Below are 23,892 nucleotides of genomic sequence, written 5' to 3' on the forward strand. Positions count from 1 at the left end.
GGCTCGCGCGGCGCTCGACACTCCCTTGCTAAAATGATAGTCTTGCTACTGTTCACAAAGGAATGGTATGGACAAGCGTGTGCCGCTGACAGAGCTGACGGCAGTACGCCGGTCTGTGGTCGGGACCGGCGAAGGGCAGCGGGGCCAGATTGAGCGCCTCGAGGGCAGCGCCATGGCTGCGGCCCTACGCACAGGCCTGAGCGCCGACCAGCTGAGCGCGGAACAGACCTATTTCAACGACATCTACCTGCTGGCCCCGGTCGGCTATTTCGTGCTGGGCTTCGATACCACCATCTTGCAGATGAATGTGGTGGGCGCCGATGTGCTGGGCGTCCCGCGCAGCAATCCCGCACGGCTGCCGTTGCGCCAGTTCGTGGCGCCGCGTTTCCATGACGATTTCGATGCCATGGTGCGTAACGCCCTGAATACCAGCCAGGCCCAGCAATGCGGCGTGCAGATCTGCCGCCATCCGGATGAGCAGGGCTTTGCCGCCACCTTGCGCGCCAGCGCCGATGCCAGCTCGCAAGCCATCCGCGTGGTGCTGGAACTGGCCGAAGGCAAGCTGGCCGCGCTGGAACGCAGCGAAGAACGCTTCCGCCGCATCGTCCATACGGCCGAAGAAGGCATCTGGGAAATCGATGCCAAGGCCCGCACCAGTTTCGTCAATCCGAAAATGGCCAGCATGCTCGGTTATGCCATCGAAGACATGCTGGGCCAGCCGCTGGTGGCCTTCATGGACGAGGAAGGACGCGGCATACTGGAGCAGAATATCGCGCGGCGCCAGCGCGGCGTGGCCGAGCGCCACGAATTCAAATTCCTGCGCAAGGATGGCAGCGAGCTGTGGACTTCGCTGGTCACCAATCCCATCTATGACGCCGACGGCGCTTATCTGGGCGCGTTGGCGCTGGTCACGGATGTCACGGCCGACCGCGCGAATAGCGAGCTGATCTGGCAGAAAGCCAATTACGACGCGCTCACGGCCCTGCCCAACCGGCATATGTTCCACGACCGCCTGAACTATGAAGTACGCAAGGCCCAGCGCGAAGGCCTGCAGCTGGCGCTACTGTTCATCGATCTGGACGATTTCAAGCAGGTCAACGATACGCTGGGCCACGAGCAGGGCGATTGCGTGCTGATCGAAGCGGCGCGCCGCATCAGCAATTGCGTGCGCACTTCCGACACCGTGGCCCGCCTCGGCGGCGATGAATTCACCGTGATCCTGTCCGGTCTGGAACAGACTACCGGCATAGAGCGGATTGCCCAGAACATGCTGGGCCAGCTTACCCGTCCCTTCCTGCTGGAGACGGGCGTGCCCAGCATCTCGGCCAGCATAGGCATAGCGCTGTATCCGAGTGATGGCCACGCACCGGAAGAGCTACTGCGCAATGCCGATCAGGCCATGTACGCGGCCAAGTCCGGCGGCAGCAACCGCTACAGCTATTTCACGGCCGAGCTGCAGCAGGCGGCCCAGCAGCGCCTGCAGACCACGCTGGACTTGCGCGGCGCACTGGCGGCCCAGCAGTTCGAGCTGCATTACCAGCCCATCGTGAATCTGGCCACGGGTAAAATCGAGCGGGCCGAAGCGCTGCTGCGCTGGCGCCATCCGGAGCGGGGCTTGCTGGGACCGGCCGAGTTTCTGTCCCAGGCCGAATCGGGCGGCATGATGCTGGAAGTGGGCGACTGGGTGTTCCGCCATGCCGCGCGTCAGGTGCAGCAATGGCAGCAGGCTTATGGCAGCGAGTTCCAGATCAGCGTGAATTTTTCCGCGGCCCAGCTGCGCGGCGATGCGGACCTGTACAGCGGCTGGTGCGACTATGTGCAGCAGCTACAGCTCAGCCCGCACAGCATCGTCATCGAAATCAAGGAAAGCGTGCTGGCCGATGGCGTGACGCGGGTGGTGGAGCGCCTGCGCTGCCTGCGCGAAATGGGTTTGCAGGTGGCACTGGATAACTTCGGCAATGGCCACGCTTCGCTCTCGCACCTCAAGCAGTTCGGCATCGATCAGCTCAAGCTCGATCGCAGCTTCCTCACTGACATCGTCAGTGATAGCGGTGAGCTGGCCATGTGCGAAGCGCTGGTAGTCATGGCGCACAAGCTGGGCTTGCGGGTGGTAGCGGAAGGGGTGGAGACAGCAGCCCAGTGTTCGCTGCTGCGGCTGACGGGTTGCGACTTTGTGCAGGGCTATGTGTATGCGGGCGCGCTGGCGCCGGCACAGTTCGAGCAGTTGTGCGCAGCCGGCCTGCCTGAACTCGATCACTTCTGAGCAGGCCGGACTGCATACCCGGGGGTAAGCCCGGGCGGTGGTATTACATGTTGGGATAGTTAGGGCCGCCGCCGCCTTCCGGCGTGATCCAGACGATGTTCTGGGTCGGGTCCTTGATATCGCAAGTCTTGCAGTGCACGCAGTTCTGCGCATTGATCTGCAGGCGGTCTGCGCCTTCGTCGGTCTTGACGAATTCATACACACCAGCCGGGCAATAACGGCTTTCCGGACCTGCATACTTGGCCAGATTGACGTCCACCGGCACGCTGGCGTTCTTCAGCGTCAGGTGGATAGGCTGGTCTTCTGCGTGGTTGGTGTTGGAGATGAACACCGAGGACAGACGGTCGAAGGTCAGCTTGCCATCCGGTTTAGGATAGTTGATCGGGCTGAACTGCGAGGCCGGCTTCAGGCACTCGTGGTCGGCATAGCTGTGGTGCAGCGTCCACGGGGCTTTGCCTTTGAGGATCTTCTGATCGATCCAGGTCATGACGGAACCCAGATACAGGCCTTTGCTCAGCCATGGCTTGACGTTACGGGCCACGTGCAGTTCTTCGTGCAGCCACGATTGTTCGAAGGCCGTGCTGAAGCTGCTCAGCTCGTCACCCTGACGTTCGGCTACCAGTGCTTCGTACACGGCTTCGGCGGCCAGCGTACCCGACTTGATGGCGGCATGGCTACCCTTGATACGGCTCATGTTGAGGAAGCCGGCATCGCAACCGATCAGTGCACCGCCGGGGAAGACCAGCTTGGGCAGCGATTGCAGGCCGCCGGCCGCGATCGCACGCGCGCCGTAGGAAATCCGCTTGGCGCCTTCGAAGAAAGGCTTGATGGCCGGGTGGGTCTTGTAGCGCTGGAATTCTTCGTATGGCGACAGATACGGGTTTTCGTAGTTCAGACCGACCACGTAGCCGACCACCACCTGATTGTTTTCCAGATGGTAGAGGAAGGAGCCGCCATAGGTTTTGCTGTCCAGCGGCCAGCCGGTGGTGTGCACCACCAGACCGGGCTGATGCTTGGCCGGATCGATTTCCCACAGTTCCTTGATACCTATGCCGTAGGACTGGGGATCTTTACCCTGATCCAGATGGAATTTGGCGATCAGCTGCTTGCCCAGATGGCCGCGTGCGCCTTCGGCGAACAGCGTGTATTTGCCGTGCAGTTCCATACCGAGCTGGAAGTCAGGGCCGGCTTCGCCGTCGCGCTTGACGCCCATATTGCCGGTGGCTACACCTTTGACGGAGCCATCGTCGTTGTACAGGACTTCGGCTGCCGCGAAGCCGGGGAAGATTTCCACGCCCAGCGCTTCGGCCTGCTGGCCCAGCCAGCGCACCACGTTACCGAGCGAGATCACATAGTTGCCATGGTTCTCGAAGCAGGCTGGCAGCAGCGCATTCGGAGTCTTGTGGGCGCCCGTTTCGGTCAGGAACAGTACGCGGTCTTCCGTCACCGGGGTATTCAGCGGCGCGCCTTTTTCTTTCCAGTCAGGAATCAGTTCGGTCAGCGCTTTCGGGTCCATCACGGCGCCGGACAGGGTGTGGGCGCCCAGTTCGCCGCCTTTTTCCAGCACGACGACGGACACTTCGCGCTGTTGCGCGGCGGCCAGCTGTTTAATCTTGATTGCTGCCGACAAGCCTGCAGGGCCGCCGCCTACGATGACGACGTCATACTCCATCGCATCGCGTGGGCCATACTGTTCAAGGAGGGTTTGAGGCTGTGTCATAGTCTCTTCTTATAGTGGTGAATGAAAGGATCAAAAAAATTTTAGCACGAGTGTGCTTCTTTTTCGTCCGAAATGCAATTGTGGCGCCATTTTGAGGGACATTATTAGACACCGCAATCTAATACTGGCGATTTATGTAATGATTATGGATAGACATTCCCGCTTAGACCCCTTAGGCTGGCGTTTGTTACCATCAAAATTATTTAGGAGTAGCTCGTGGGCATAGAAGTCAACTTTGAGGGAAAAATTGCGCTGATTACGGGCGCCTCCAGCGGTCTGGGAGCCCGGTTTGCCAAAGTGCTGGCTCAGGCTGGAGCGCAGGTGGTGCTGGCGTCGCGCCGCATCGACCGGCTGAAGGAATTGCGCGCTGAAATCGAAGCGGACGGTGGTGCGGCCCACGTGGTCAGTCTAGATGTGACGGACTATGCCAGCATCAAATCGGCCATCGCCCATGCGGAAACGGAAGCCGGCCCCATCGATATTCTGGTGAATAATTCGGGCGTATCAACTACGCAACGTCTGGTCGATGTGACGCCGGACGATTATGCCTTCGTGATGGATACCAATCTGCGCGGCGGCTTCTTCGTGGCGCAGGAGACGGCCAAGCGCATGATCGCGCGCGCCAAGGGTGATCCGAGCAAGAAACACCGCATCATCAACATCGCTTCCGTGGCGGGCCTGCGCGTGCTGCCGCAGATCGGCGTGTACTGCATGAGCAAGGCCGGGGTGGTGCAGATGACCAAGGCCATGGCAGTCGAGTGGGGCAAGTACGGCATCAATACCAATGCCATCTGCCCCGGCTATATCTCGACCGAGATCAATGAAGACTATTTCGCCAGCGAACAGGGGCGCAAGCTGATCGATATGCTGCCGCGCAAGCGTCCGGGCAAGCCGGAAGACCTCGACGGTCTGCTGTTGCTGCTGGCCGGTGAAGACTCCAACTTCATCAATGGCGCCATCATTTCCGCCGACGACGGCATGACGGCAGCCTGACAGGGCAATCCTGGAGTCCTACAGCTGCTGCAACCCGACCAGCTTGTGTACCAGTTCGGACGAGGTGGCAGCAGCAAATTTGCGCATCAGCTTGGCGCGATGCATTTCCACCGTGCGCGGGCTCAGGTCGATCTGCCGGCCTATCGCCTTGCTGGTCTTGCCTTCCACCAGCAGCGCGGCGATTTCCCGTTCGCGCGGCGTCAGTTCGGCCGTCACGGGGCGCTTCTCGCTCACATCCTCGAACGTCCAGATGCCCGGGCCCAGCGGCTCGCTCGCACGCATGGCATGGCCCGTCACGTGGCACCAGAACAGTTCACCGCTGGCGCGGCGCATGATGCGCTCGTCCGAGTAGCGGCCTTTGGCATTCATGATGGGGATGATGCGGTCACCCGTGCGCAGGAATTCGTCCATGGTGGGGTATAACTGCTGGAACGACATGCCGTTCATGGCGCTACGCGTGTAGCCGAACATCTGGGCCAGTGCATCGTTGCTGGCCTGTATGGTGCGGTGGTCCGAAATACACATGCCGACGGGGGCATGCAGAAAGATGGATTCGTAGTCGATGGCAGGGGCAGCAGTCATGGGCAAGGCGGCAGGTATTTCTACGGTATTGTACTTTTGATGTGCCTATTCTATGCTGACACGCTACGCTGCCGATTCATTTTTCATAAGTTGGGCACTGAAATTTGCAACATTCCATAAAAAGGGAGACCCATGAATAAAGTATATCCGGACGCCGCCTCCGCTCTGGCTGGTGTGGTACAGGACAACCAGACCATCGCCGTGGGCGGGTTTGGTCTGTGCGGTATTCCTGAAGCGCTGATCGCTGCCTTGCGCGACTCCGGCGTAAAAGGCCTGACGGCGATTTCCAACAACGCCGGCGTGGACGGTTTCGGTCTGGGCCAGCTGCTGGAAACCCGCCAGATCAAGAAGATGATTGCTTCCTACGTGGGCGAAAACAAGGAATTTGCACGCCAGTATCTGGCCGGCGAACTGGAACTGGAATTCACCCCGCAAGGCACGCTGGCCGAGAAGCTGCGCGCTGGCGGCGCCGGCATTCCGGCCTTCTTCACCAAGACGGGCGTGGGCACCATCGTGGCCGAAGGTAAGGAAATCCGCGAATTTGATGGCGAACAATATGTGATGGAACGTTCGCTGGTGGCCGATGTGTCGCTGGTGAAAGCGTGGAAGGCCGACAAGGCGGGCAATCTGGTGTTCCGCAAAACGGCGCGCAACTTCAACCCGAATGCCGCCATGGCCGGCAAGATCACCATCGTCGAAGTCGAACAGCTGGTGGAAGTGGGCGAGATCGATCCCGATGCCGTGCATCTGCCTAGCATCTTCGTGCACCGCATCGTCGTCAACGCGACGCCGGAAAAACGTATCGAGCAGCGCACCGTGCGCGCCAACTAAGAATAACGGAGATAACTATGGCTTGGACTCGTGATGAAATGGCCGCGCGTGCGGCGAAGGAACTGCAGGACGGTTTCTATGTGAACCTGGGCATCGGCCTGCCTACGCTGGTGGCCAACTATGTGCCGGCCGGGATGGAAGTATTCCTGCAGTCGGAAAACGGCCTGCTCGGTATCGGCCCGTTCCCGACTGATGATGCGGTCGATGCGGACCTGATCAACGCCGGCAAGCAGACCGTGACGGCGCTGCCCGGCGCGGCCTATTTCAGCTCGGCCGATTCCTTCGGCATGATCCGCGGCGGCAAGATCAATCTGGCCATTCTGGGCGCCATGCAGGTGTCGGAAAAAGGCGATCTGGCCAACTGGATGATTCCGGGCAAAATGGTCAAAGGCATGGGCGGCGCCATGGATCTGGTGGCTGGCGTAAAACGCGTGGTGGTGCTGATGGAGCACGTGGCCACGGCCAAGGATGGTTCCACTTCGCACAAGCTGCTCAAGCAGTGCGATCTGCCGCTGACGGGCGTAGGCGTGGTCGATCTGATCGTGACGGATCTGGGCGTGATGGAAGTGACGCCGGCCGGCCTGAAAGTGATCGAACTGGCACCGGGCGTGAACAAGGAACAGATACAGGCTGCCACGGGCGTGCCGCTCGACCTGTCGGCCGTGTAAACGCTGATCGCAGATACAGAAAGAGCACGCCGCGGCGTGCTCTTTTTTATTGTGCCAGCTGCGCTTAGTGGGCGCGGTGCAGCGGCATCAGATCAGGATCGGTCACGGTCGAGCCGGGATGGTTCAGCTCTTTGTGCAGGGTGTCGTGATCGAGTTCGTGTTCCCAGTTCGAGACGACCACCGTGGCCACACCGTTGCCGATGAAGTTGGTCAGGGCGCGGCATTCGCTCATGAAGCGGTCGATGCCGAGGATCAGGGCCATGCCGGCCACAGGGATGGTCGGTACCACGGCCAGCGTCGCTGCCAGCGTGATGAAGCCGGCGCCGGTGATGCCGGAAGCACCTTTCGAGGTCAGCATGGCGACGCCGAGGATGGTCAGTTCCTGCGTCAGCGTCAGGTCGGTGTTGGTGGCCTGTGCCACGAACAGAGCGGCCATGGTCATGTAGATGTTGGTGCCGTCCAGATTGAAGGAGTAACCGGTAGGGACTACCAGACCGACCACCGATTTGGAGCAGCCCAGACGTTCCAGCTTGGTGATCAGCGAAGGCAACGCGCTTTCCGAGGAGCTGGTGCCCAGCACGATCAGCAGTTCTTCGCGGATGTAGCGCAGGAATTTGAAGATCGAGAAGCCGGTGAAGTGGGCGATGGCGCCCAGTACGATGAAGACGAACAGGCCGCAGGTCAGGTAGAAGCAGCCCATCAGCGCGGCCAGCGGTTTCAGCGAAGCGATGCCGTATTTGCCGATGGTGAAAGCCATGGCGCCGAAAGCACCGATAGGAGCAGCTTTCATCACCATGCCAACCATGCCGAAGATGGCCGAAGCCAGCTCGTCGATCAGCTTGGCTACCGGCTTGCCGCGCTCACCCAGCAGCGACAGCGAGAAGCCGAACAGGATGGCGATCAGCAGCACTTGCAGGATATCGCCTTTGGCGAAAGCATCGACGATGGTGTTCGGGATGATGTTCATCACGAAATCGATGGTCGATTGCTGCTTGGCTTTTTCCGTGAACTGGGCGATCGATTTGGTGTCGAGCGTGGCCGGATCGGCGTTGAAGCCGGCGCCCGGACGCATCAGATTGGCCACGAACAGGCCGATGACGAGGGCGAAGGTGGAGACGACTTCGAAGTAGAGCAGGGCTTTGCCGCCCACGCGGCCGATTTTCTTCACATCCTGCATGCCGGCGATGCCGGACACCACCGTGCAGAAGATCACGGGTGCGATGACCATCTTGATGAGCTTGATGAAACCATCGCCCAGCGGTTTCATGGCCACGGCATCAGTGGGGTAGTACATGCCGAGCAGCACACCGCACGCAATCGCGAACAGCACCTGCACGTACAGGATTTTATAGAAAGGTTTTTTCACGGGTGTCTCCACGCTTCAAGGTCAAGCGTTTATCATCCGTGAAAATAACTGTCATCACTATTGTGGAAATCCTCGTGGGGATTGGTGATAACACGTATTGCCAGCAGCGCCACCCCTGCGCGCAAGGGCGGCTTACCGGATCCGGCTTTACTGGGCCACCCAGCCGCCATCCATATTCCACGCTACACCGCGTACCTGACGGGCTGCTTCGCTGCACAGGAATACGGCCATGGCGCCCAGTTCTTCCGGCGTGACGAATTCGTGCGAGGGCTGTTTGTCGGCCAGCAGGGCTTTTTTGGCCTCCTCATTGCTGATGCCATCCTTGGCGGCACGGTCGTCCACCTGTTTCTGCACCAGTGGCGTCAGCACGAAGCCGGGGCAGATGGCGTTGGCCGTGATGCCCGTGCTGGCCGTTTCCAGCGCCGTGGTCTTGGTCAGGCCGATCAGGCCGTGCTTGGCGGCCACGTAAGCCGATTTGCCGGCCGACGCCACCAGACCATGGACCGATGCCAGATTGATGATGCGGCCCCAGTTGTTGGCACGCATGCGCGGCAGCACCAGACGGGTAGTGTGGAAGGCCGAAGTCAGGTTGATGGCGATGATGGCATCCCATTTTTCAACGGGGAATTCATCGATATTGGCCACATACTGGATGCCGGCATTGTTGACCAGGATATCGACGCCGCCGAATTTCTCGCCGGCGTAGGCGATCATGGCTTCGATCTGGTCGGGCTTGGACATATCGGCATGGTGGTAGTCCACTTTGATACCGAATTCGCTGGCCAGATCTTTCTGCAGCTGGGCGATTTCGCCTGCATCGCCGAAACCGTTCAGCAGTACGTTGGCGCCTTCCGCTGCCAGCGTGCGTGCGATGCCGAGCCCGATGCCGGAAGTCGATCCCGTCACCAGTGCCGTTTTGCCGCTCAAAGTCTTGTTTGCCATAGTTCCTCTGCAGGGTTGAAGATTAAAGTCGCGCTGCGCTACACTTGTGTAGGATTTTAAGCGCATTGCCCAGTAAAATGTTAGTTCAGAACATCATTACATAAATCGAATAAAAATCACCAAGGAAGCCGCATGTTCGAAGCAAAAATAAAGTCTGTTCAGTGCCTGTCGATGGCCGGTCTGCATACCATGTCCTACAAGGAGTGGGGCGATGCCGACAATCCCCGTGTGTTGTTATGTGTGCACGGTGTCACCCGGGTTTCCGACGATTTTGATGCAATGGCGCAGGTGCTGGCCGCCGATTACCGCGTAATCGCCCCTGATATCGTGGGCCGTGGCCGTTCGGGCCGCCTGCTCAACCCCCAGTTGTACCGCATTCCCCAGTATGTTAGCGACATCGTGACTTTGCTGGCGCGCGTCTTGCCCGACCATGGCGCGGCCAAGGTGGACTGGTTCGGCACTTCCATGGGTGGGCTGATCGGTCTGGGCCTGGCCTCCTTGCCCGGCAACCCTATCGGCAAACTGATCCTCAACGATATCGGTCCCGTGCTGGCACCGGCCGCGTTGCAGCGCATCGGCGACTACATCGGTCAGGACATGCGCTTCGATACCTATGAAGAAGCGGCCCAGTTCATCCGTGATGTTTCCGTTACTTTCGGCCCGCATACGGAAGCGGAATGGGACAAGCTGGCGCGGGATGTGCTGCGTCAGGACAAGGATGGGAAATGGGTGCGCCATTACGATATGGGACTGGCCCAGCCCTTCCGCTCGGCCACGCCGGAATCCGTCGATGCCGATCAGGCCGCGCTGTGGGCTGCCTATGATGCGATCCGCTGCGACACCTTGCTGATCCGCGGCGCCGAGTCCGATCTGCTGTCGGCCGAGACGGCGCAGCAGATGGGCCAGCGCGGCCCGCGCGCAAAACTGGTGGAGATTGCCGGTGTGGGCCATGCGCCGACCTTTGTGCATGAAGACCAGATCGCTATCGTGCGCCAGTTCCTGCTGGGCTGAGTTGCACCGTAAGCTGCACTAAGCGGCATTTAAAGAATAAACAGTATGCTCGCGTACTGGCTTGAGCAGAATTTACCAAGAAGAAGAGTATGGAAATCAAACGACTGCATGTGGGCAAACGCCTGTCCGAAGTGGCGATTCATAACGGCACCGTGTATCTGGCGGGCCAGATCGCCGACGATAAAACCCTGGATATCCAGGGCCAGACGCGTGAAGTGCTCGCCCATATCGACCGCCTGCTGGGCGAAGCGGGCAGCGACAAGACCTGCATCCTGAGCTGCCAGATCTACATCGCCGATCTGGCCGATTTCGCCGGCATGAACGAAGTGTGGGATGCGTGGGTGCCGAACGGCCACACGCCGCCCCGTGCGACGGTGGAGGCCAAGCTGGCCGATCCCGACTGGCGCGTCGAGATCGTCGTCATCGCTGCACAGCGCTAGGAGTCCCATGGTTTCCACCACCGCCATTACCAGCGCCACCTCGGAACATCTGGTGCAGGGCCTGTCCGTCGACGACGGCGCCCGCATGCTGGCAGCTCTGGATTATGCCGGCGACGCTTACGGCGAACGGATATGTAGCACCGGGCAGGCTGCCTTCGACTTCGCCGTGGGCGTGGCCAGCACGCTGGCCTTCATGCGTACCGACGTCGAGACACGGATTGCCGGTCTGATGTTCGAGCTGACGCTGCTCGATCCGGCCCATGCGCCGCTGATCGAGCCGCGCTTCGGCAAGGATGTGTGCGATCTGGCTTCCGGCGTACGCCAGCTGATCCGGCTGCGCGAACTGACGCTGGGCCAGAAGGACCCGCAGGCCGCCGCGCGCGGGCGCAATGCGGCGCAGCAGGCGGTGGCGCAGGTGGAAACTCTGCGCAAGATGCTGCTGGCCATGGCCTCGGATATGCGCGTGGTGCTGGTGCGGCTGGCGTCCTGCGTGACCACCTTGCGCTATTTCGCCGAGATCAAACTGTTCAACGAGATGACCTGTGCCTACGGGCGCGAAACGCTGGATCTGTACGCACCGCTGGCCAACCGCCTCGGTATCTGGCAGCTCAAGTGGGAGCTGGAAGACCTGTCGTTCCGCTTCATCGAACCGGATACCTACAAGCGTATCGCCAAGATGCTGGAAGAGAAGCGCATGATGCGCGAGGGCTTCGTGACCTCGGCGATTGCGCGCCTGCAGTCGGAAATGGCGGCCGCCGGCATACAGGCCGACGTGTTCGGCCGGCCCAAGCATATCTACTCCATCTGGAACAAGATGAAGGGCAAGGAGCTGGACTTCACCGATCTGTACGATGTACGCGCCTTCCGCGTGATCGTGGCCGACGTCAAGACCTGCTACACGGTGCTGGGCGTGGTGCACAATATCTGGACGCCGATCCCGAAAGAGTTCGACGACTATATCTCCCGTCCTAAGCCTAACGGCTACCAGTCGCTGCACACGGTGGTGACGGCGGAAGATGGCCGGCCACTGGAAGTGCAGATCCGCACGCAGGAAATGCACAACTTCGCCGAATACGGCGTGGCGGCGCACTGGCGCTACAAGGAAGAAGGCGGTTCCAACTTCCAGGGGCAGAAGTACGACGAGAAGATCGCCTGGCTGCGCCAGCTGCTGGCGTGGAAAACCGACGTGGCCGATGCCGTGGTGGGGCAGGAAGAACAGCAGCAGCGCGAATGGGTAGAGAAGCTCAAATCAGCCGCGCTGGATGACCGCATCTTCGTGCTGACGCCGCAGGCGCGCGTGCTGGAACTGCCGGTGGGTGCGACGCCGGTGGACTTTGCCTATCACCTGCATACGGATGTGGGCCACCGCTGCCGTGGTGCGCGCGTAGACAATGTGATGGTGCCGCTGAATACGCCGCTGAAAAACGGCCAGACCTGCGAAATCATCACGGCCAAAGGCGCGCCCGGTACGGCCGGGCCTTCGCGTGACTGGCTGAATAACGATTACACGGTAGCGACGCGCACGCGCTCCAAGATCCGCGCCTGGTTCCACGCCATCGACATGCAGCAGACGCTGTCCGATGGCCGCGCCATGGTGGAAAAGACCTTGCAGCGCGAAGGCAAGACGGCCGTCAATCTGGAAGCGCTGGCCAACAAGCTGGGCTTCGCCAAGGTGGACGATCTGTTCCTCTCGGTGGGCAAGGATGAATTCAGTCTGCGTCAGGTCGAGCAGGCGCTCAACGATACGGGCGAGCCGGTCGAGCCGGAAGATGCCGTGGTGCTCAACCGCAGCCGTGCTTCCAGTGTGGAGCAGGGCGCCAAGTCGGGCGTGCTGGTGGTCGGCACGGATGGCCTGATGACGCAGCTGGCCAAGTGCTGCAAGCCGGCGCCGCCGGATGGCATCGTCGGCTTCGTCACGCGTGGCAAAGGCGTATCCATCCACCGCACCACCTGCAAGAACTTTGCCGAAATGCGGGCGCAGGCACCGGAGCGCGTCATCGTCACGGAATGGGGGCGCACGGCCGCCGATACCGTGTATCCGGTCGATATCTTCATACTGGCCGGTGACCGTCAGGGTCTGCTGCGCGATATCTCGGAGATATTCTCGCGCGAGAAAATCAATGTGATAGGTGTGAATACCCAGAGCGCCAAAGGTTTCGCGCGCATGACCTTCACGGCTGAAATCGGCGCCACGGCGCAGTTGCAGAAGGCCTTGACGGCGATTACGGAAGTGAGCGGCGTACAGGAAGCACGCCGCGCCTGATGGCTTTAAGCTTCGATCAGCTGGGCGAGCTGGGCTTTGATAGCCTCGCCCAGCAGGTGGATGTGGTAGCCGTCGGCAAAACCGTGGTGGGCCTGTACCGATAAGGGCAGGCGCATCATGCCGTCGTCCTGCGGCGGGCCGAATTTACCCCAGGCGAGGGCGGGAATATCGGCCGTTTTGTGCAGGTAGATGGGGTGCTCGATAGCCGTCAGTTCCAGCCACGGCATGCAGGTGATGTAGACATTGCGTTTGTGGTCGAGCGGGCTCAGACCGGCGCTGGTGTTGATCAGTTCTGCGCTGGCTTCCGCCACTTTTTTCGCTGCCAGACTGCGTTCGACGAACAGCGCCAGATCGTCCGTCATATCGAAACGGGCAAAATTCAGGTTGTTATCGCTATTCAGCACCGTGTACGAGGCCATGAAGTCCTTGATGCGGATCACTTCGCCATCGAGCTCGCGGTACATGAAATTGTCGATGCTGGCGACAGCGCGCAGCACGCAATACAGGAATACGTGGAACGGTGGCAGCTGCTGCGCTTTGCAGTAGGGCCGCAGATCCGGCACGGTGAGCGTGAAGCTCAGGTTGATCAGCGGGTTGGCGAACTGGGTGTAACCGTTGTAGCGGTCACGGCGTTTCTCGAAATTATGCATCGTGGGGGACTTCTGCCTGCAGGGTGATGTGGTCGATACCATGCTTATCCAGCAGCATGGTCTTGATATTCTGCAGGATGGCAGGCCAGCGCGACAAGTCGGTGATTTCCACATGGCCGATCAGGGCAGGCTGGCCCGGTGACATATCCCACACGTGCAGATCGTGCACGGACAGCACGCCATCGATCTGGCCCAGATCGGCACCCACCTGCAGATAGTCGATATGTTCGGGCACGCCTTCCATCAGGAAGTGGTAGGACTCGCGCAGCACACTCCAGGTGGATTTCAGGATCAGCATGGCGACGAAGATGGACAGCAGCGGGTCGATCTGCATCCAGCCCGTGTAATAGATGACGGCACCGGCCGCCAGTGCGGCCACGGAGCCGAGCAGGTCACCGATCACATTGACCAGTGCGGCACGCGTATTCATATTGCTCTCGCCGCGAGACAGGATGTAGGCCAGCACCACATTGATCAGCAGGCCGATGGCGGCCACCACCGTGACCATGGCGCCCTGCACCTGTTCCGGCTGCGAGAAGCGGTGCATGGCTTCCACCACGATCCAGCCCACCAGTACCAGTAGCACCAGACTGTTGACGAAGGCGGCCAGCGCTTCGGCGCGGCCAAAGCCGAAGGAGTTGCGTGCCGACGGCGGGCGTTTGGCGATCAGCTGGGCCAGCAGGGCCAGCCCCAGTGCGGCGGCATCCGTCACCATGTGGCCGGCGTCGGAAATCAGGGCCAGCGAATTCGAGATAAAGCCCGTCACCACCTCCACCACGGCGAAGCCCAGCGTCAGCACCAGCGACCATGCCAGTACGGACTGGCTGCGCTGTTCTGTGTAGTGGACGTGCAGGGCGTCACCATCGCGGTGCGCGTGCAGGTGGGCGGAAGGGGAGTCGGGCAGCTGGCTGCCAGCCACGGAATTCTGGGGCATGGGTTGAGGCGGAGTGTAGGGAAAACCGTAGTTTAATGGATCACGCGCTTTCCTGCCGCTATGGCGGCTGGTTATGCCGCCAGCGCGCAGTCAAATCAGCAAGATAGTGCTTTCTGTAAATGTTTCGCATCCATGCCCTTGTGTTTCTTCGCATCGCTCTCTATAATGCTGGTCTTCGGGCGGTTAGTTCAGCTGGTTAGAATACTTGGTCGACATCCAAGGGGTCGCAGATTCGAATTCTGCACCGCCCACCAGAATAAGCAGTAGGTAGTGGAGCAGGCAGTACATCACTATAACGATAGAAGTACCTCGGGCGGTTAGTTCAGCTGGTTAGAATACTTGGTCGACATCCAAGGGGTCGCAGATTCGAATTCTGCACCGCCCACCAGAACATGTAAGAGCGAGAAAGGCAATCCGGTTATGACACCGCGAACTACTACCAGTATTGGTGAGTGACGCTAGTCGAACGGGATCCTTTTGCTCAAAAAAAGAGAAAACGCGGCTAGTCCGCGTTTTTTTTCGTCCGTATAAATTCATTGACACCCTGGCCTGTGCGCCGTAATGGAGATCACTATGCTTTCAATTCGCCTTCCTGATGGTTCGTCCCGTCAATTCGACGGCCCGGTAACCGTGGCTCAAGTGGCGGGCAGCATCGCCACCAGTCTGGCGAAAGCCGCACTGGCCGGTAAGGTCAATGGCAAAGTGGTGGATACCTCGTTCCTGATCGAGCAGGATGCCGATCTGGCCATCATCACCGACAAGGATCCGGAAGGTCTGGAAGTGATCCGTCACTCGACCGCCCACTTGCTGGCTTACGCCGTCAAGGAGCTGTTCCCTGATGCGCAAGTGACTATCGGCCCGGTCATCGACAATGGTTTCTACTACGACTTCTCCTACAAGCGTCCGTTCACCCCGGACGATCTGGTAGCGATCGAAAAGAAAATGACGGAACTGGCCAAGAAAGACGAGCCGGTCACCCGCAAAGTACTGCCACGTGATGAAGCCGTGGCTTATTTCAAGTCCATCGGCGAAGCTTATAAAGCCGAGATCATCGCATCGATTCCTGCCGATCAGGATGTGTCGCTCTACACGGAAGGCAATTTCACCGATCTGTGCCGTGGCCCTCACGTACCATCGACGGGCAAGCTGAAAGTGTTTAAGCTGATGAAGCTGGCCGGTGCCTACTGGCGCGGCGACAGCAAGAACGAAATGCTGCAGCGTGTCTACGGCACGGCATGGACCAAGAAGGAAGATCAGGAGCAGTACCTGTTCCAGCTGGAAGAGGCGGAAAAGCGCGACCACCGCAAACTGGGCAAGCAGCTGGACTTCTTCCACTTCCAGGACGAAGCGCCGGGTCTGGTGTTCTGGCATCCGAAAGGCTGGACCATCTGGCAGCAGGTGGAGCAGTACATGCGCAACAAGTATCAGGTGAATGGCTATCAGGAAGTCAAAGCACCGCAGATTCTCGATTCCAGCCTGTGGGGCAAGACCGGTCACTGGGATAACTATCGCGAAAACATGTTCGTGACGGAATCGGAAAACCGTTCCTATGCGCTCAAGCCTATGAATTGCCCGGGTCACGTGCAGATCTTCAACAGCAATATGCGCTCCTACCGCGATCTGCCGCTGCGCTACGGCGAGTTCGGCCAGTGCCACCGCAACGAGCCTTCGGGCGCGCTGCACGGCATCATGCGCGTGCGCGGCTTCACCCAGGATGATGGTCACATCTTCTGTACCGAAGAGCAGATCGAGCCGGAAGTGGTGGCTTTCCACACCCAGGCCATGGAAGTCTACAAAGACTTCGACTTCAACAACATCGAAGTCAAGCTGGCCCTGCGTCCGGACAACCGTATCGGTACCGACGAAATCTGGAACGAAGCGGAAGAAGCGCTGCGCTCCGGCCTGCGCGCCTGCGGCGTGACGTGGACGGAGCTGCCGGGTGAGGGTGCGTTCTACGGTCCTAAGATCGAGTACCACCTGAAGGATTCGCTGGGTCGTCCATGGCAGGTCGGTACCATGCAGGTGGACTTCTTCATGCCTGAGCGTCTGGGCGCCGAATACGTGGCCGCTGACAACAGCCGTCAGGTACCGGTCATGCTGCACCGGGCCATCGTTGGTTCGATGGAGCGCTTCATCGGTATCCTGATCGAAAACTATGCGGGCGCACTGCCAACCTGGTTGTCGCCAGTACAAGTTTCGGTTCTGAACATCTCCGACGCGCAGGCCGAATATGTGGCACAAGTGGCTGAAAAGCTGCGCCGGTGCGGGTTCCGCGTGCAGACCGATTTGCGCAACGAGAAAATTACCTATAAAATACGCGAACATTCCGTCCAAAAACTGCCTTACATTTTAGTGGTAGGCGACAAAGAGCGGGATGCCAATACCGTTGCTGTGCGGGCACGGGGCAATGTCGATCTGGGCGTCATGTCCGTCGAAGCCCTGATCGAGCGACTCCAGCAAGACGTCGCCAACAAAGCCTGAGTGCGCAGCATTTCATCAGACATTAAAAGGAATCACCATAGCTACTGACAAGTCGCATCGCATCAATGGCGAAATCACTCACCCTGAAATGCGTTTATCCGGGGTTGATAACGAGCCGCTCGGGATCGTGAGTCTGGCCGAAGCCTTCCGCCTGGCGGAAGAGGCAAACGTTGACCTGGTCGAGATCGCACCTACTGCGGTCCCGCCGGTCTGCCGTTTGATGGACTACGGCAAGTTCAAGTATTCGGAGCAGAAGAAGGCTCACGAAGCGAAATTGAAGCAGAAAGTCATCTCCGTGAAGGAAGTCAAATTCCGTCCCGGTACTGATGACGGCGACTACAATATCAAGCTGCGCAATCTGATCAAGTTCCTGGAAGATGGCGATAAAACCAAGATCACGCTGCGTTTCCGCGGCCGTGAGATGGCGCACCAGGATATTGGCTTCCGTATGCTGGAACGTCTGAAAGCCGATCTGGAGCCGCACGGTCAGGTCGAGCAGTTCCCGAAAATGGAAGGCCGCCAGATGATTATGGTGCTGGCACCTAAGAAGAAAAAGTAAGCCCTCGGGCTGAAAGCAAATTCGGGGCTGGAGCAGGTTTTTTAGAAAACTTGCTCCAGCCCCGAATTTTTTGCTGCGCTATTGCTACAACTGGTCTATAATGTCCGGCTGTAGTAAATGTAGTGGACTCGCATCTGCTGCAAAAACAAGTGAAAGCAGGCATCTAAGCGTAACGTAGTTACCACCTGCAATCCTGTTTGATATGGAGCTACCCGAAGGGGTAGATTACTATGCCAAAAATGAAAACCAAAAGCTCCGCGAAAAAACGTTTTCGCGTGCGTCCAGGTGGTACTGTTAAATCGGGTATGGCTTTCAAACGCCACATCCTGACCAAAAAAACCACCAAAAACAAACGTCAGCTGCGCGGCACCCGCAACATCAACGCTTCGGATGTAACGTCCGTACTGCGTATGATGCCATCCGCTTAATCTCACACTGTTAAGGAGTTACTATGCCTAGAGTAAAACGTGGGGTTACAGCTCGTGCCCGTCATAAAAAAGTACTGAACCTGGCCAAAGGCTACCGCGGTCGTCGTAGCAAGGTATATCGTATTGCCAAGCAAGCAGTTATGCGCGCTGGCCAGTACGCCTACCGTGACCGTCGTAACAAGAAGCGCGTCTTCCGTCGTCTGTGGATCGCCCGTATTAACGCTGCTTCCCGTGAGCATGGCGTTACCTACAGCGTATTCATGAACGGTCTGAAGAAAGCTTCGATCGAACTGGACCGTAAAGTCCTGGCCGATATGGCAGTGATGGACAAGCCAGCATTCGCTGCGATTGTCAACGCTGTGAAAGCTAAAATCGCTGCCTAATACGCATTGATTTAAACTAGCTGCTGCGGCAACGCAGCAGCCGAGAGAACGGGGCAAGGTGAGATACCTGTGCCCCGTTTTTGATTGAGGATAAGAAAAACGCATGGACTCCCTGGAACAACTCGTCGCCTCAGCAGTGCAGGATTTCATGGCCGCGCAAGATGACGCCGCCGCACTGGAAAATGCTAAAGCCAAATATCTGGGCAAGACTGGCCAGATTACCGAATTGATGAAAGGGTTGGGCAAGCTCGACCCTGAAGCACGCAAGGCGCAGGGCGCCCTGATCAATGCTGCCAAAGGGCAGATCGAAGCGGCGCTGACGGCCCGGCGCGATGCGCTGGCCGAAGCCCAGATGCAAGCGCGCCTCAACGCCGAGGCGATCGACGTTTCCCTGCCAGGCCGCGGCCGCGCCGGCGGTGGCCTGCATCCGGTGATGCGCACCTGGGAGCGCGTCGAAGCGATCTTCCGTTCCATCGGTTTCGAAGTGGCCGACGGCCCCGAAATCGAAAACGACTGGACCAATTTCACGGCGCTGAACAGCCCGGAAAACCATCCAGCCCGTTCCATGCAGGATACCTTCTACATCGAAGGCAATGACACGACCGGCAAGCCGCTGCTGCTGCGTACCCACACCAGCCCTATGCAGGTGCGTTATGCGCGTAGCCATACGCCGCCGATCAAGGTGATCGCACCGGGCCGTACCTACCGTGTCGACAGCGATGCCACCCACTCGCCGATGTTCCATCAGGTCGAAGGTCTGTGGATTGCCGAGAACATCAGCTTCGCCGATCTGAAGGGCGTGTACCTGAACTTCGTCAAAGCTTTCTTCGAAACGGACGATCTGCAAGTGCGCTTCCGTCCTTCGTACTTCCCGTTCACCGAACCTTCGGCCGAGATCGATATCGCTTTCGGTTCCGGTCCGCTCAAAGGCCGCTGGCTGGAAATTTCCGGCTCGGGTCAGGTGCACCCTTCGGTGGTGCGCAACTTCGGTCTGGATCCGGAAAAATACATAGGCTTCGCTTTCGGCTCCGGTCTGGAACGTCTGACCATGCTGCGTTACGGCGTGAACGATCTGCGTCTGTTCTACGAAGGCGATCTGCGCTTCCTGAAGCAGTTCAACTAAATCCTCAAGTCGGTCGAGCGCGCCCCTGTTTGCTGGCTGCGCTCCCGTCGGACTCTCTTTGAAGGCTTGATTATGCAATTCTCTGAAAACTGGCTCCGTACCATGGTCGATCCGAAGATGACTTCGGACGAACTGGCCCACATGCTGACCATGTCCGGTCTGGAAGTGGAAGAAGTCGAAGCGGTGGCGCCACCGTTTTCCAATGTGGTGGTCGGTCACGTACGTGAAATGGCCAAGCACCCGAATGCCGACCGTCTGAACGTATGTCAGGTGGATGTGGGCACGGGTACGCTGCTCAACATCGTGTGCGGCGCGCCGAATGTGCGTCCGGGCCTGAAAGTGGTGTGCGCCATGGCCGGTGCCGTGCTGCCACCGGGCCCTGATGGCAAGCCGTTCGAAATCAAGGTAGGCCAGCTGCGCGGTGTGGAATCGCAAGGCATGCTGTGCTCGGCCAAGGAACTCAAGCTGTCGGAAGAGGGCAGTGGTCTGCTGGAACTGCCGGACGATGCACCGGTCGGCAAGAACTTCCGCGACTACTACGCTCTGAACGATCTGAAGTTCACCATCAAGCTGACCCCGAACAAGGCGGACTGCCTGTCCGTACTGGGCGTGGCGCGCGAAGTGTCGGCCCTGACGGGCGTGCCGCTGCAGGCTCCAACCTTCCGTCCTGTCGCTGTCAACAGCGCCGAAGTGCTGCCAGTGAAAATCTCGGCACCGGACCTGTGCGGCCGTTTCTCCGGTCGCGTGATCCGCAACCTGAACGCCAAAGCGGCCACGCCAGCGTGGATGAAGCAGCGCCTCGAGCGCAGCGGCCAGCGCTCGGTTTCTGCACTGGTGGATATTTCCAACTACGTGATGCTGGAACTGGGTCGTCCTACCCACGTGTTCGATCTGGCCAAAATCCACGGCGGCCTGAATGTGCGCTGGGGTAAAGCCGGCGAAACTCTCAAGCTGTTGAACGGTAACACCATCAACATCGATGAATGGGTAGGCGTGATCGCCGACGACAAGGAAATCGAATCGCTGGCCGGCATCATGGGCGGCGACGCTACTGCTGTCTCGCTGGAAACCGAATCGATCTATCTGGAAGCCGCATACTGGTGGCCGAACGCGATTCAGGGTCGTGCCCGCAAGTACAACTTCTCGACCGATGCAGCGCACCGTTTCGAGCGCGGCGTGGACCACGCCACTACGGTGGAACACATCGAGCGCATCACTTCGCTGCTGATCGAAATCTGCGGCACCCCCACCACGCAAGTGGGTCCGGTGGACGACCAGATCGTCAACGTGCCTGTCGCCAAGCCGGTGCAGATGCGCACGGCGCGCGCGCGCAAGGTGATCGGCGTGGCCGTCGATGACCAGATGGTGGCGGATATCTTCACTCGTCTGGGCCTGCCGTTCTCGCTCGAAGCGGGCGAAGGCAAGGACAATGGCGTGTTCTCCGTAACGGCACCTAGCTATCGTTTCGACATCGAGATCGAAGAAGATCTGATCGAAGAAGTGGCGCGCGTGTATGGCTTCGAGAACATTCCTGCGGTGGCGCCTGTGGCGGCTAACACCATGATCATCGCGCCGGAAAACACCCGTTCGCTGTTCGCCGTGCGTCATCAGCTGGCCGATCTGGGTTTCCAGGAAGTGGTCAACATGAGCTTCGTGGAAGCCGCATGGGAGCAGGATTTTGCCGGCAATGATCAGCCTATCCGCCTGCAGAATCCGATCGCCAGCCAGATGAGCGTGATGCGTACCAACCTGATCGGCAGTCTGGTCAGCAATGTGCGCTACAACCTGAACCGCAAGACCAACCGCGTGCGTCTGTTCGAAGTAGGTGCCATCTACCTGCGCGACGACAGCGTCACCGATGGCGCGCTGACCGTGGCCGGCTACCACCAGCCTAAACGCGTCGCTGCCATGGCCTACGGCCACGTGGCGGACGAGCAGTGGGGTCTGGAAAACCGCCATGTCGATTTCTTCGACCTGAAGGCGGATCTGGAACACCTGTTTGCCCCGCTGACGCTGCGCTTCGTCAAAGCCGAACATCCGGCCCTGCATCCGGGCCGCTCGGCCAATGTGTTGCTGGATGGTAAAGTCATCGGCTTCATCGGCGAGCTGCATCCACGCTGGCTGCAGAAATATGAGCTGCCGCAAGCGCCGGTGGTGTTCGAAGTGGACGCCGAGGCGCTGCAGCAACGCAATCTGCCTGTGTACGCGGAAATTTCCAAGTTCCCCGGCGCCACGCGCGATCTGGCCGTGGTGGTCAAACAGGACGTTCCGGCGCAGGATCTGCTCGATGCCTTCAATAATGCTTTGGCAACAAGTCCACACGGAAAGATTGTGCAAGCCATTGTTTTGTTTGATGAATATCGTGGTAAAGGGCTGGAAACGGACGAAAAATCGCTTGCTTTCCGCTTTAGCTTGCAAGATACTCAAAACACGCTGCAGGATGACGTAGTCGAGGCCGTTATGACGGCGCTGGGCGACGCCGCCAAGCAGAAACATGGCGCACGTCTGCGCACCTGATACGGGCGCATCGCTGAGCGTTTTGTATACTCGGGAGTCCGGCTAATGCCGGACTCATTCGTTATTAGAGAAGGCAGGGCAGTAAAATTAATAACAACGACGTCGATTCCGCCGTACTGCAGTCCGCGCTGGCTGCCGATCTGCATCGCGCCATGCAGGTTGCCAAAGTACGTCAGGATGCTGAAAAAGATTTGCCGACGCTGACCAAGGCGGAACTGGCCGAACTGCTGTTCGAACAGGTGGGCCTGAACAAGCGTGAAGCCAAAGACATGGTGGAGACCTTCTTTGACGAGATCCGCAATGCGCTCGAGCGGGGCGAAGCGGTGAAACTGTCCGGTTTCGGCAATTTCCAGCTGCGCGACAAGCCGCAGCGTCCGGGCCGCAACCCCAAGACGGGCGAAGAAATTCCTATCACGGCGCGCCGCGTCGTGACTTTCCACGCCAGCCAGAAGCTCAAGGGCATGGTGGAAGAGAGCAATCCGGCGGCACGTGTCGCCTGAACGGGAGCTAAGTCGTGATGAATGACCGCGCTGCCAAGACCGATGCTGCCCCGCTGCCGCCGATACCGGCCAAGCGCTATTTCACCATCGGTGAAGTAAGCGAGCTGTGCGGCGTGAAGCCCCATGTACTGCGTTACTGGGAGCAGGAATTCACGCAGCTCAAACCGGTCAAACGGCGTGGCAACCGGCGCTATTACCAGCACCACGAAGTGCTGCTGATCCGCCGCATCCGCGAACTGCTGTACGAACAGGGCTTTACCATCAGCGGCGCGCGCAACAAGCTCGATAGCCGCGGCGAGCACCATGTGGCAAACAGCCACGAAGGCGGCTACGATGTGGCCATGCCGGAGGACGCGGCGCCGCTAGACCGCAGCCTGATCCGGCGCGAACTGCAGGCCATACTCGACTTGCTCAAACTGGACTGAGCCCCTCCGGCCAGCTGCCAGCCAGCGGTACGCGGCATCCCGCCGCGTAGCTGCTATACTCTCAACATTGACTAAAAATCAGCGACGCTGAATACTGGAACTTTCAGTCCGGTAGAGTCTATGCCGCAGGCCGGCCAGACAGGAGGATGCATGATACGCGTTGCCATTTGCGACGATCATCAAATAGTCCGCGCAGGATTCAAACAGATTTTTTCCGCCACCGACGAATTCGAAGTGGTGGCCGAGGCCGGAACCGGCCGTGAAGCACTCGATATCGCCCGCCGCGAAGTGTGCGATGTGCTGATGCTCGATATTGCCATGCCCGATCAGAGCGGCATCGACACCTTGCGCACCATACGCCAGGGCCAGCCCGATCTGCCCGTGCTGATCCTGTCCGGCTATCCGGCCCAGCAGTACGCCGTGAACCTGTTCAAGATGGGCGCCAACGGCTACCTGAACAAGGAATGCGAGGCGGACGAGCTGATGACGGCGGTGCGCACCGTGTTTCAGGGGCGGCGCTATGTGAATGCCACCGTGGGCGAACTGCTGGCCCAGACGCTGGATCGCGATCCCAATACGGCGCTGCACATGGAACTGTCGGACCGCGAATTCCAGGTGTTTCTGCGTCTGGCCCGGGGCGAAACCGTGTCCGATATCGGCGTGGCGCTCTCGCTCAGCATCAAGACGGTCAGCACCTACCGTACCCGCGTGATGGAAAAAATGGGCATGCAGTCGAATTCCGACCTGACCTATTACGCCATGAAGAATAATCTGCTGGAATGAGCCGATGGCAGAGCGGCGCGCACGGTTGAA

At 59.3% G+C, this 23,892-nt stretch carries 22 protein-coding genes and 2 tRNA genes; 18 read left to right on the forward strand and 6 right to left on the reverse strand.

Annotated features, from left to right (window positions below):
• Window positions 1-67: 67 nt before the first annotated feature.
• The gene (locus tag GTP23_RS10600; protein ID WP_161035109.1) at window positions 68-2,263 is read left to right on the forward strand and encodes a putative bifunctional diguanylate cyclase/phosphodiesterase; all 2,196 of its coding nucleotides are present in this window, start codon (window positions 68-70) and stop codon (window positions 2,261-2,263) included.
• A gap of 43 nt (window positions 2,264-2,306) precedes the next feature.
• Here GTP23_RS10600 and GTP23_RS10605 read toward each other — a convergent pair whose 3' ends face one another.
• Window positions 2,307-3,983: an electron transfer flavoprotein-ubiquinone oxidoreductase gene (locus tag GTP23_RS10605; protein WP_202412125.1), complete on the reverse strand. Its 1,677-nt coding sequence runs from the start codon at window positions 3,981-3,983 to the stop codon at window positions 2,307-2,309.
• A 216-nt stretch (window positions 3,984-4,199) separates the two neighbouring features.
• Between GTP23_RS10605 and GTP23_RS10610 the strand changes: the two genes are divergently transcribed.
• Window positions 4,200-4,976 (forward strand): SDR family oxidoreductase, encoded by a 777-nt coding sequence (locus GTP23_RS10610; protein WP_161035110.1) that lies wholly within the window; start codon window positions 4,200-4,202, stop codon window positions 4,974-4,976.
• 18 nt (window positions 4,977-4,994) lie between these two features.
• Here the strand turns inward: GTP23_RS10610 and GTP23_RS10615 are convergent, their stop codons facing one another.
• Window positions 4,995-5,558: a PAS and helix-turn-helix domain-containing protein gene (locus tag GTP23_RS10615; RefSeq protein ID WP_161035111.1), complete on the reverse strand. Its 564-nt coding sequence runs from the start codon at window positions 5,556-5,558 to the stop codon at window positions 4,995-4,997.
• Between the two features lie 132 nt (window positions 5,559-5,690).
• Here GTP23_RS10615 and GTP23_RS10620 point away from each other — a divergent pair, with 132 nt between their 5' ends.
• Window positions 5,691-6,389 carry a CoA transferase subunit A gene (locus GTP23_RS10620; protein WP_155435248.1) on the forward strand — a complete coding sequence of 233 codons (699 nt, stop codon included), beginning with the start codon at window positions 5,691-5,693 and terminating at the stop codon, window positions 6,387-6,389.
• Window positions 6,390-6,406: 17 nt separating this feature from the next.
• The gene (locus GTP23_RS10625; RefSeq protein WP_161035112.1) at window positions 6,407-7,057 is read left to right on the forward strand and encodes a CoA transferase subunit B; all 651 of its coding nucleotides are present in this window, start codon (window positions 6,407-6,409) and stop codon (window positions 7,055-7,057) included.
• A gap of 64 nt (window positions 7,058-7,121) precedes the next feature.
• Here GTP23_RS10625 and GTP23_RS10630 read toward each other — a convergent pair whose 3' ends face one another.
• Both GTP23_RS10630 and GTP23_RS10635 read right to left on the reverse strand, forming a co-directional pair.
• Window positions 7,122-8,423, reverse strand: a complete 1,302-nt coding sequence (locus GTP23_RS10630) for a dicarboxylate/amino acid:cation symporter (RefSeq protein WP_161035113.1) — start codon at window positions 8,421-8,423, stop codon at window positions 7,122-7,124.
• A gap of 147 nt (window positions 8,424-8,570) precedes the next feature.
• Window positions 8,571-9,365 carry a 3-hydroxybutyrate dehydrogenase gene (locus tag GTP23_RS10635; protein WP_161035114.1) on the reverse strand — a complete coding sequence of 265 codons (795 nt, stop codon included), beginning with the start codon at window positions 9,363-9,365 and terminating at the stop codon, window positions 8,571-8,573.
• Between the two features lie 132 nt (window positions 9,366-9,497).
• Between GTP23_RS10635 and GTP23_RS10640 the strand changes: the two genes are divergently transcribed.
• The 3 genes from GTP23_RS10640 to GTP23_RS10650 all read left to right on the forward strand — a co-directional run bounded on the left by GTP23_RS10640 (window position 9,498) and on the right by GTP23_RS10650 (window position 13,079).
• Window positions 9,498-10,376: an alpha/beta fold hydrolase gene (locus GTP23_RS10640; RefSeq protein ID WP_161035115.1), complete on the forward strand. Its 879-nt coding sequence runs from the start codon at window positions 9,498-9,500 to the stop codon at window positions 10,374-10,376.
• A gap of 89 nt (window positions 10,377-10,465) precedes the next feature.
• Complete coding sequence (locus tag GTP23_RS10645) at window positions 10,466-10,816, forward strand: RidA family protein (protein ID WP_161035116.1); 351 nt, start codon at window positions 10,466-10,468, stop codon at window positions 10,814-10,816.
• 7 nt (window positions 10,817-10,823) lie between these two features.
• Window positions 10,824-13,079, forward strand: coding sequence for a RelA/SpoT family protein (locus GTP23_RS10650; RefSeq protein WP_161035117.1), 2,256 nt, complete (start codon window positions 10,824-10,826; stop codon window positions 13,077-13,079).
• Window positions 13,080-13,084: 5 nt separating this feature from the next.
• Here the strand turns inward: GTP23_RS10650 and GTP23_RS10655 are convergent, their stop codons facing one another.
• The gene (locus GTP23_RS10655; protein ID WP_161035118.1) at window positions 13,085-13,729 is read right to left on the reverse strand and encodes a CatA-like O-acetyltransferase; all 645 of its coding nucleotides are present in this window, start codon (window positions 13,727-13,729) and stop codon (window positions 13,085-13,087) included.
• A complete protein-coding gene (locus GTP23_RS10660; RefSeq protein ID WP_161035119.1) occupies window positions 13,722-14,663 on the reverse strand; it encodes a cation diffusion facilitator family transporter in 942 nt (313 codons plus the stop codon). The genes GTP23_RS10655 and GTP23_RS10660 overlap by 8 nt, the downstream gene beginning before the upstream one ends.
• 177 nt (window positions 14,664-14,840) lie before the next feature.
• On the opposite strand from GTP23_RS10660, the gene GTP23_RS10665 reads away from it, so the two are divergent.
• The 11 genes from GTP23_RS10665 (at window position 14,841) to GTP23_RS10715 (ending at window position 23,862) form a co-directional block, all read left to right on the forward strand.
• A tRNA-Val gene (locus GTP23_RS10665) sits at window positions 14,841-14,917 on the forward strand.
• Window positions 14,918-14,974: 57 nt separating this feature from the next.
• Window positions 14,975-15,051 (forward strand) — tRNA-Val (locus GTP23_RS10670).
• 185 nt (window positions 15,052-15,236) lie between these two features.
• Window positions 15,237-17,144 carry a threonine--tRNA ligase gene (gene thrS, locus GTP23_RS10675; RefSeq protein ID WP_155435257.1) on the forward strand — a complete coding sequence of 636 codons (1,908 nt, stop codon included), beginning with the start codon at window positions 15,237-15,239 and terminating at the stop codon, window positions 17,142-17,144.
• Window positions 17,145-17,175: 31 nt separating this feature from the next.
• Entirely contained in the window at window positions 17,176-17,703 is a 528-nt protein-coding gene (gene infC / locus GTP23_RS10680; protein WP_371865902.1) for a translation initiation factor IF-3, read from the forward strand.
• Window positions 17,704-17,933: 230 nt separating this feature from the next.
• Entirely contained in the window at window positions 17,934-18,131 is a 198-nt protein-coding gene (rpmI, locus tag GTP23_RS10685; protein WP_057262756.1) for a 50S ribosomal protein L35, read from the forward strand.
• Between the two features lie 23 nt (window positions 18,132-18,154).
• Window positions 18,155-18,514 carry a 50S ribosomal protein L20 gene (rplT, locus tag GTP23_RS10690; protein WP_008449404.1) on the forward strand — a complete coding sequence of 120 codons (360 nt, stop codon included), beginning with the start codon at window positions 18,155-18,157 and terminating at the stop codon, window positions 18,512-18,514.
• A 103-nt stretch (window positions 18,515-18,617) separates the two neighbouring features.
• Complete coding sequence (gene pheS / locus GTP23_RS10695) at window positions 18,618-19,637, forward strand: phenylalanine--tRNA ligase subunit alpha (protein WP_155435259.1); 1,020 nt, start codon at window positions 18,618-18,620, stop codon at window positions 19,635-19,637.
• A 72-nt stretch (window positions 19,638-19,709) separates the two neighbouring features.
• Window positions 19,710-22,154 carry a phenylalanine--tRNA ligase subunit beta gene (pheT, locus tag GTP23_RS10700; protein ID WP_161035120.1) on the forward strand — a complete coding sequence of 815 codons (2,445 nt, stop codon included), beginning with the start codon at window positions 19,710-19,712 and terminating at the stop codon, window positions 22,152-22,154.
• Between the two features lie 152 nt (window positions 22,155-22,306).
• Window positions 22,307-22,654 carry an integration host factor subunit alpha gene (locus GTP23_RS10705; RefSeq protein ID WP_155435261.1) on the forward strand — a complete coding sequence of 116 codons (348 nt, stop codon included), beginning with the start codon at window positions 22,307-22,309 and terminating at the stop codon, window positions 22,652-22,654.
• Between the two features lie 17 nt (window positions 22,655-22,671).
• A complete protein-coding gene (locus GTP23_RS10710) occupies window positions 22,672-23,079 on the forward strand; it encodes a MerR family transcriptional regulator (RefSeq protein ID WP_161035589.1) in 408 nt (135 codons plus the stop codon).
• Window positions 23,080-23,229: 150 nt separating this feature from the next.
• Window positions 23,230-23,862, forward strand: a complete 633-nt coding sequence (locus tag GTP23_RS10715) for a response regulator transcription factor (protein WP_155435263.1) — start codon at window positions 23,230-23,232, stop codon at window positions 23,860-23,862.
• The last annotated feature ends 30 nt before the right edge of the window (window positions 23,863-23,892 follow it).

Origin of the sequence: Duganella fentianensis, assembly GCF_009857835.1 — a bacterium.
GTDB classification, from domain to species: Bacteria; Pseudomonadota; Gammaproteobacteria; order Burkholderiales; family Burkholderiaceae_D; genus Rugamonas; species Rugamonas fentianensis.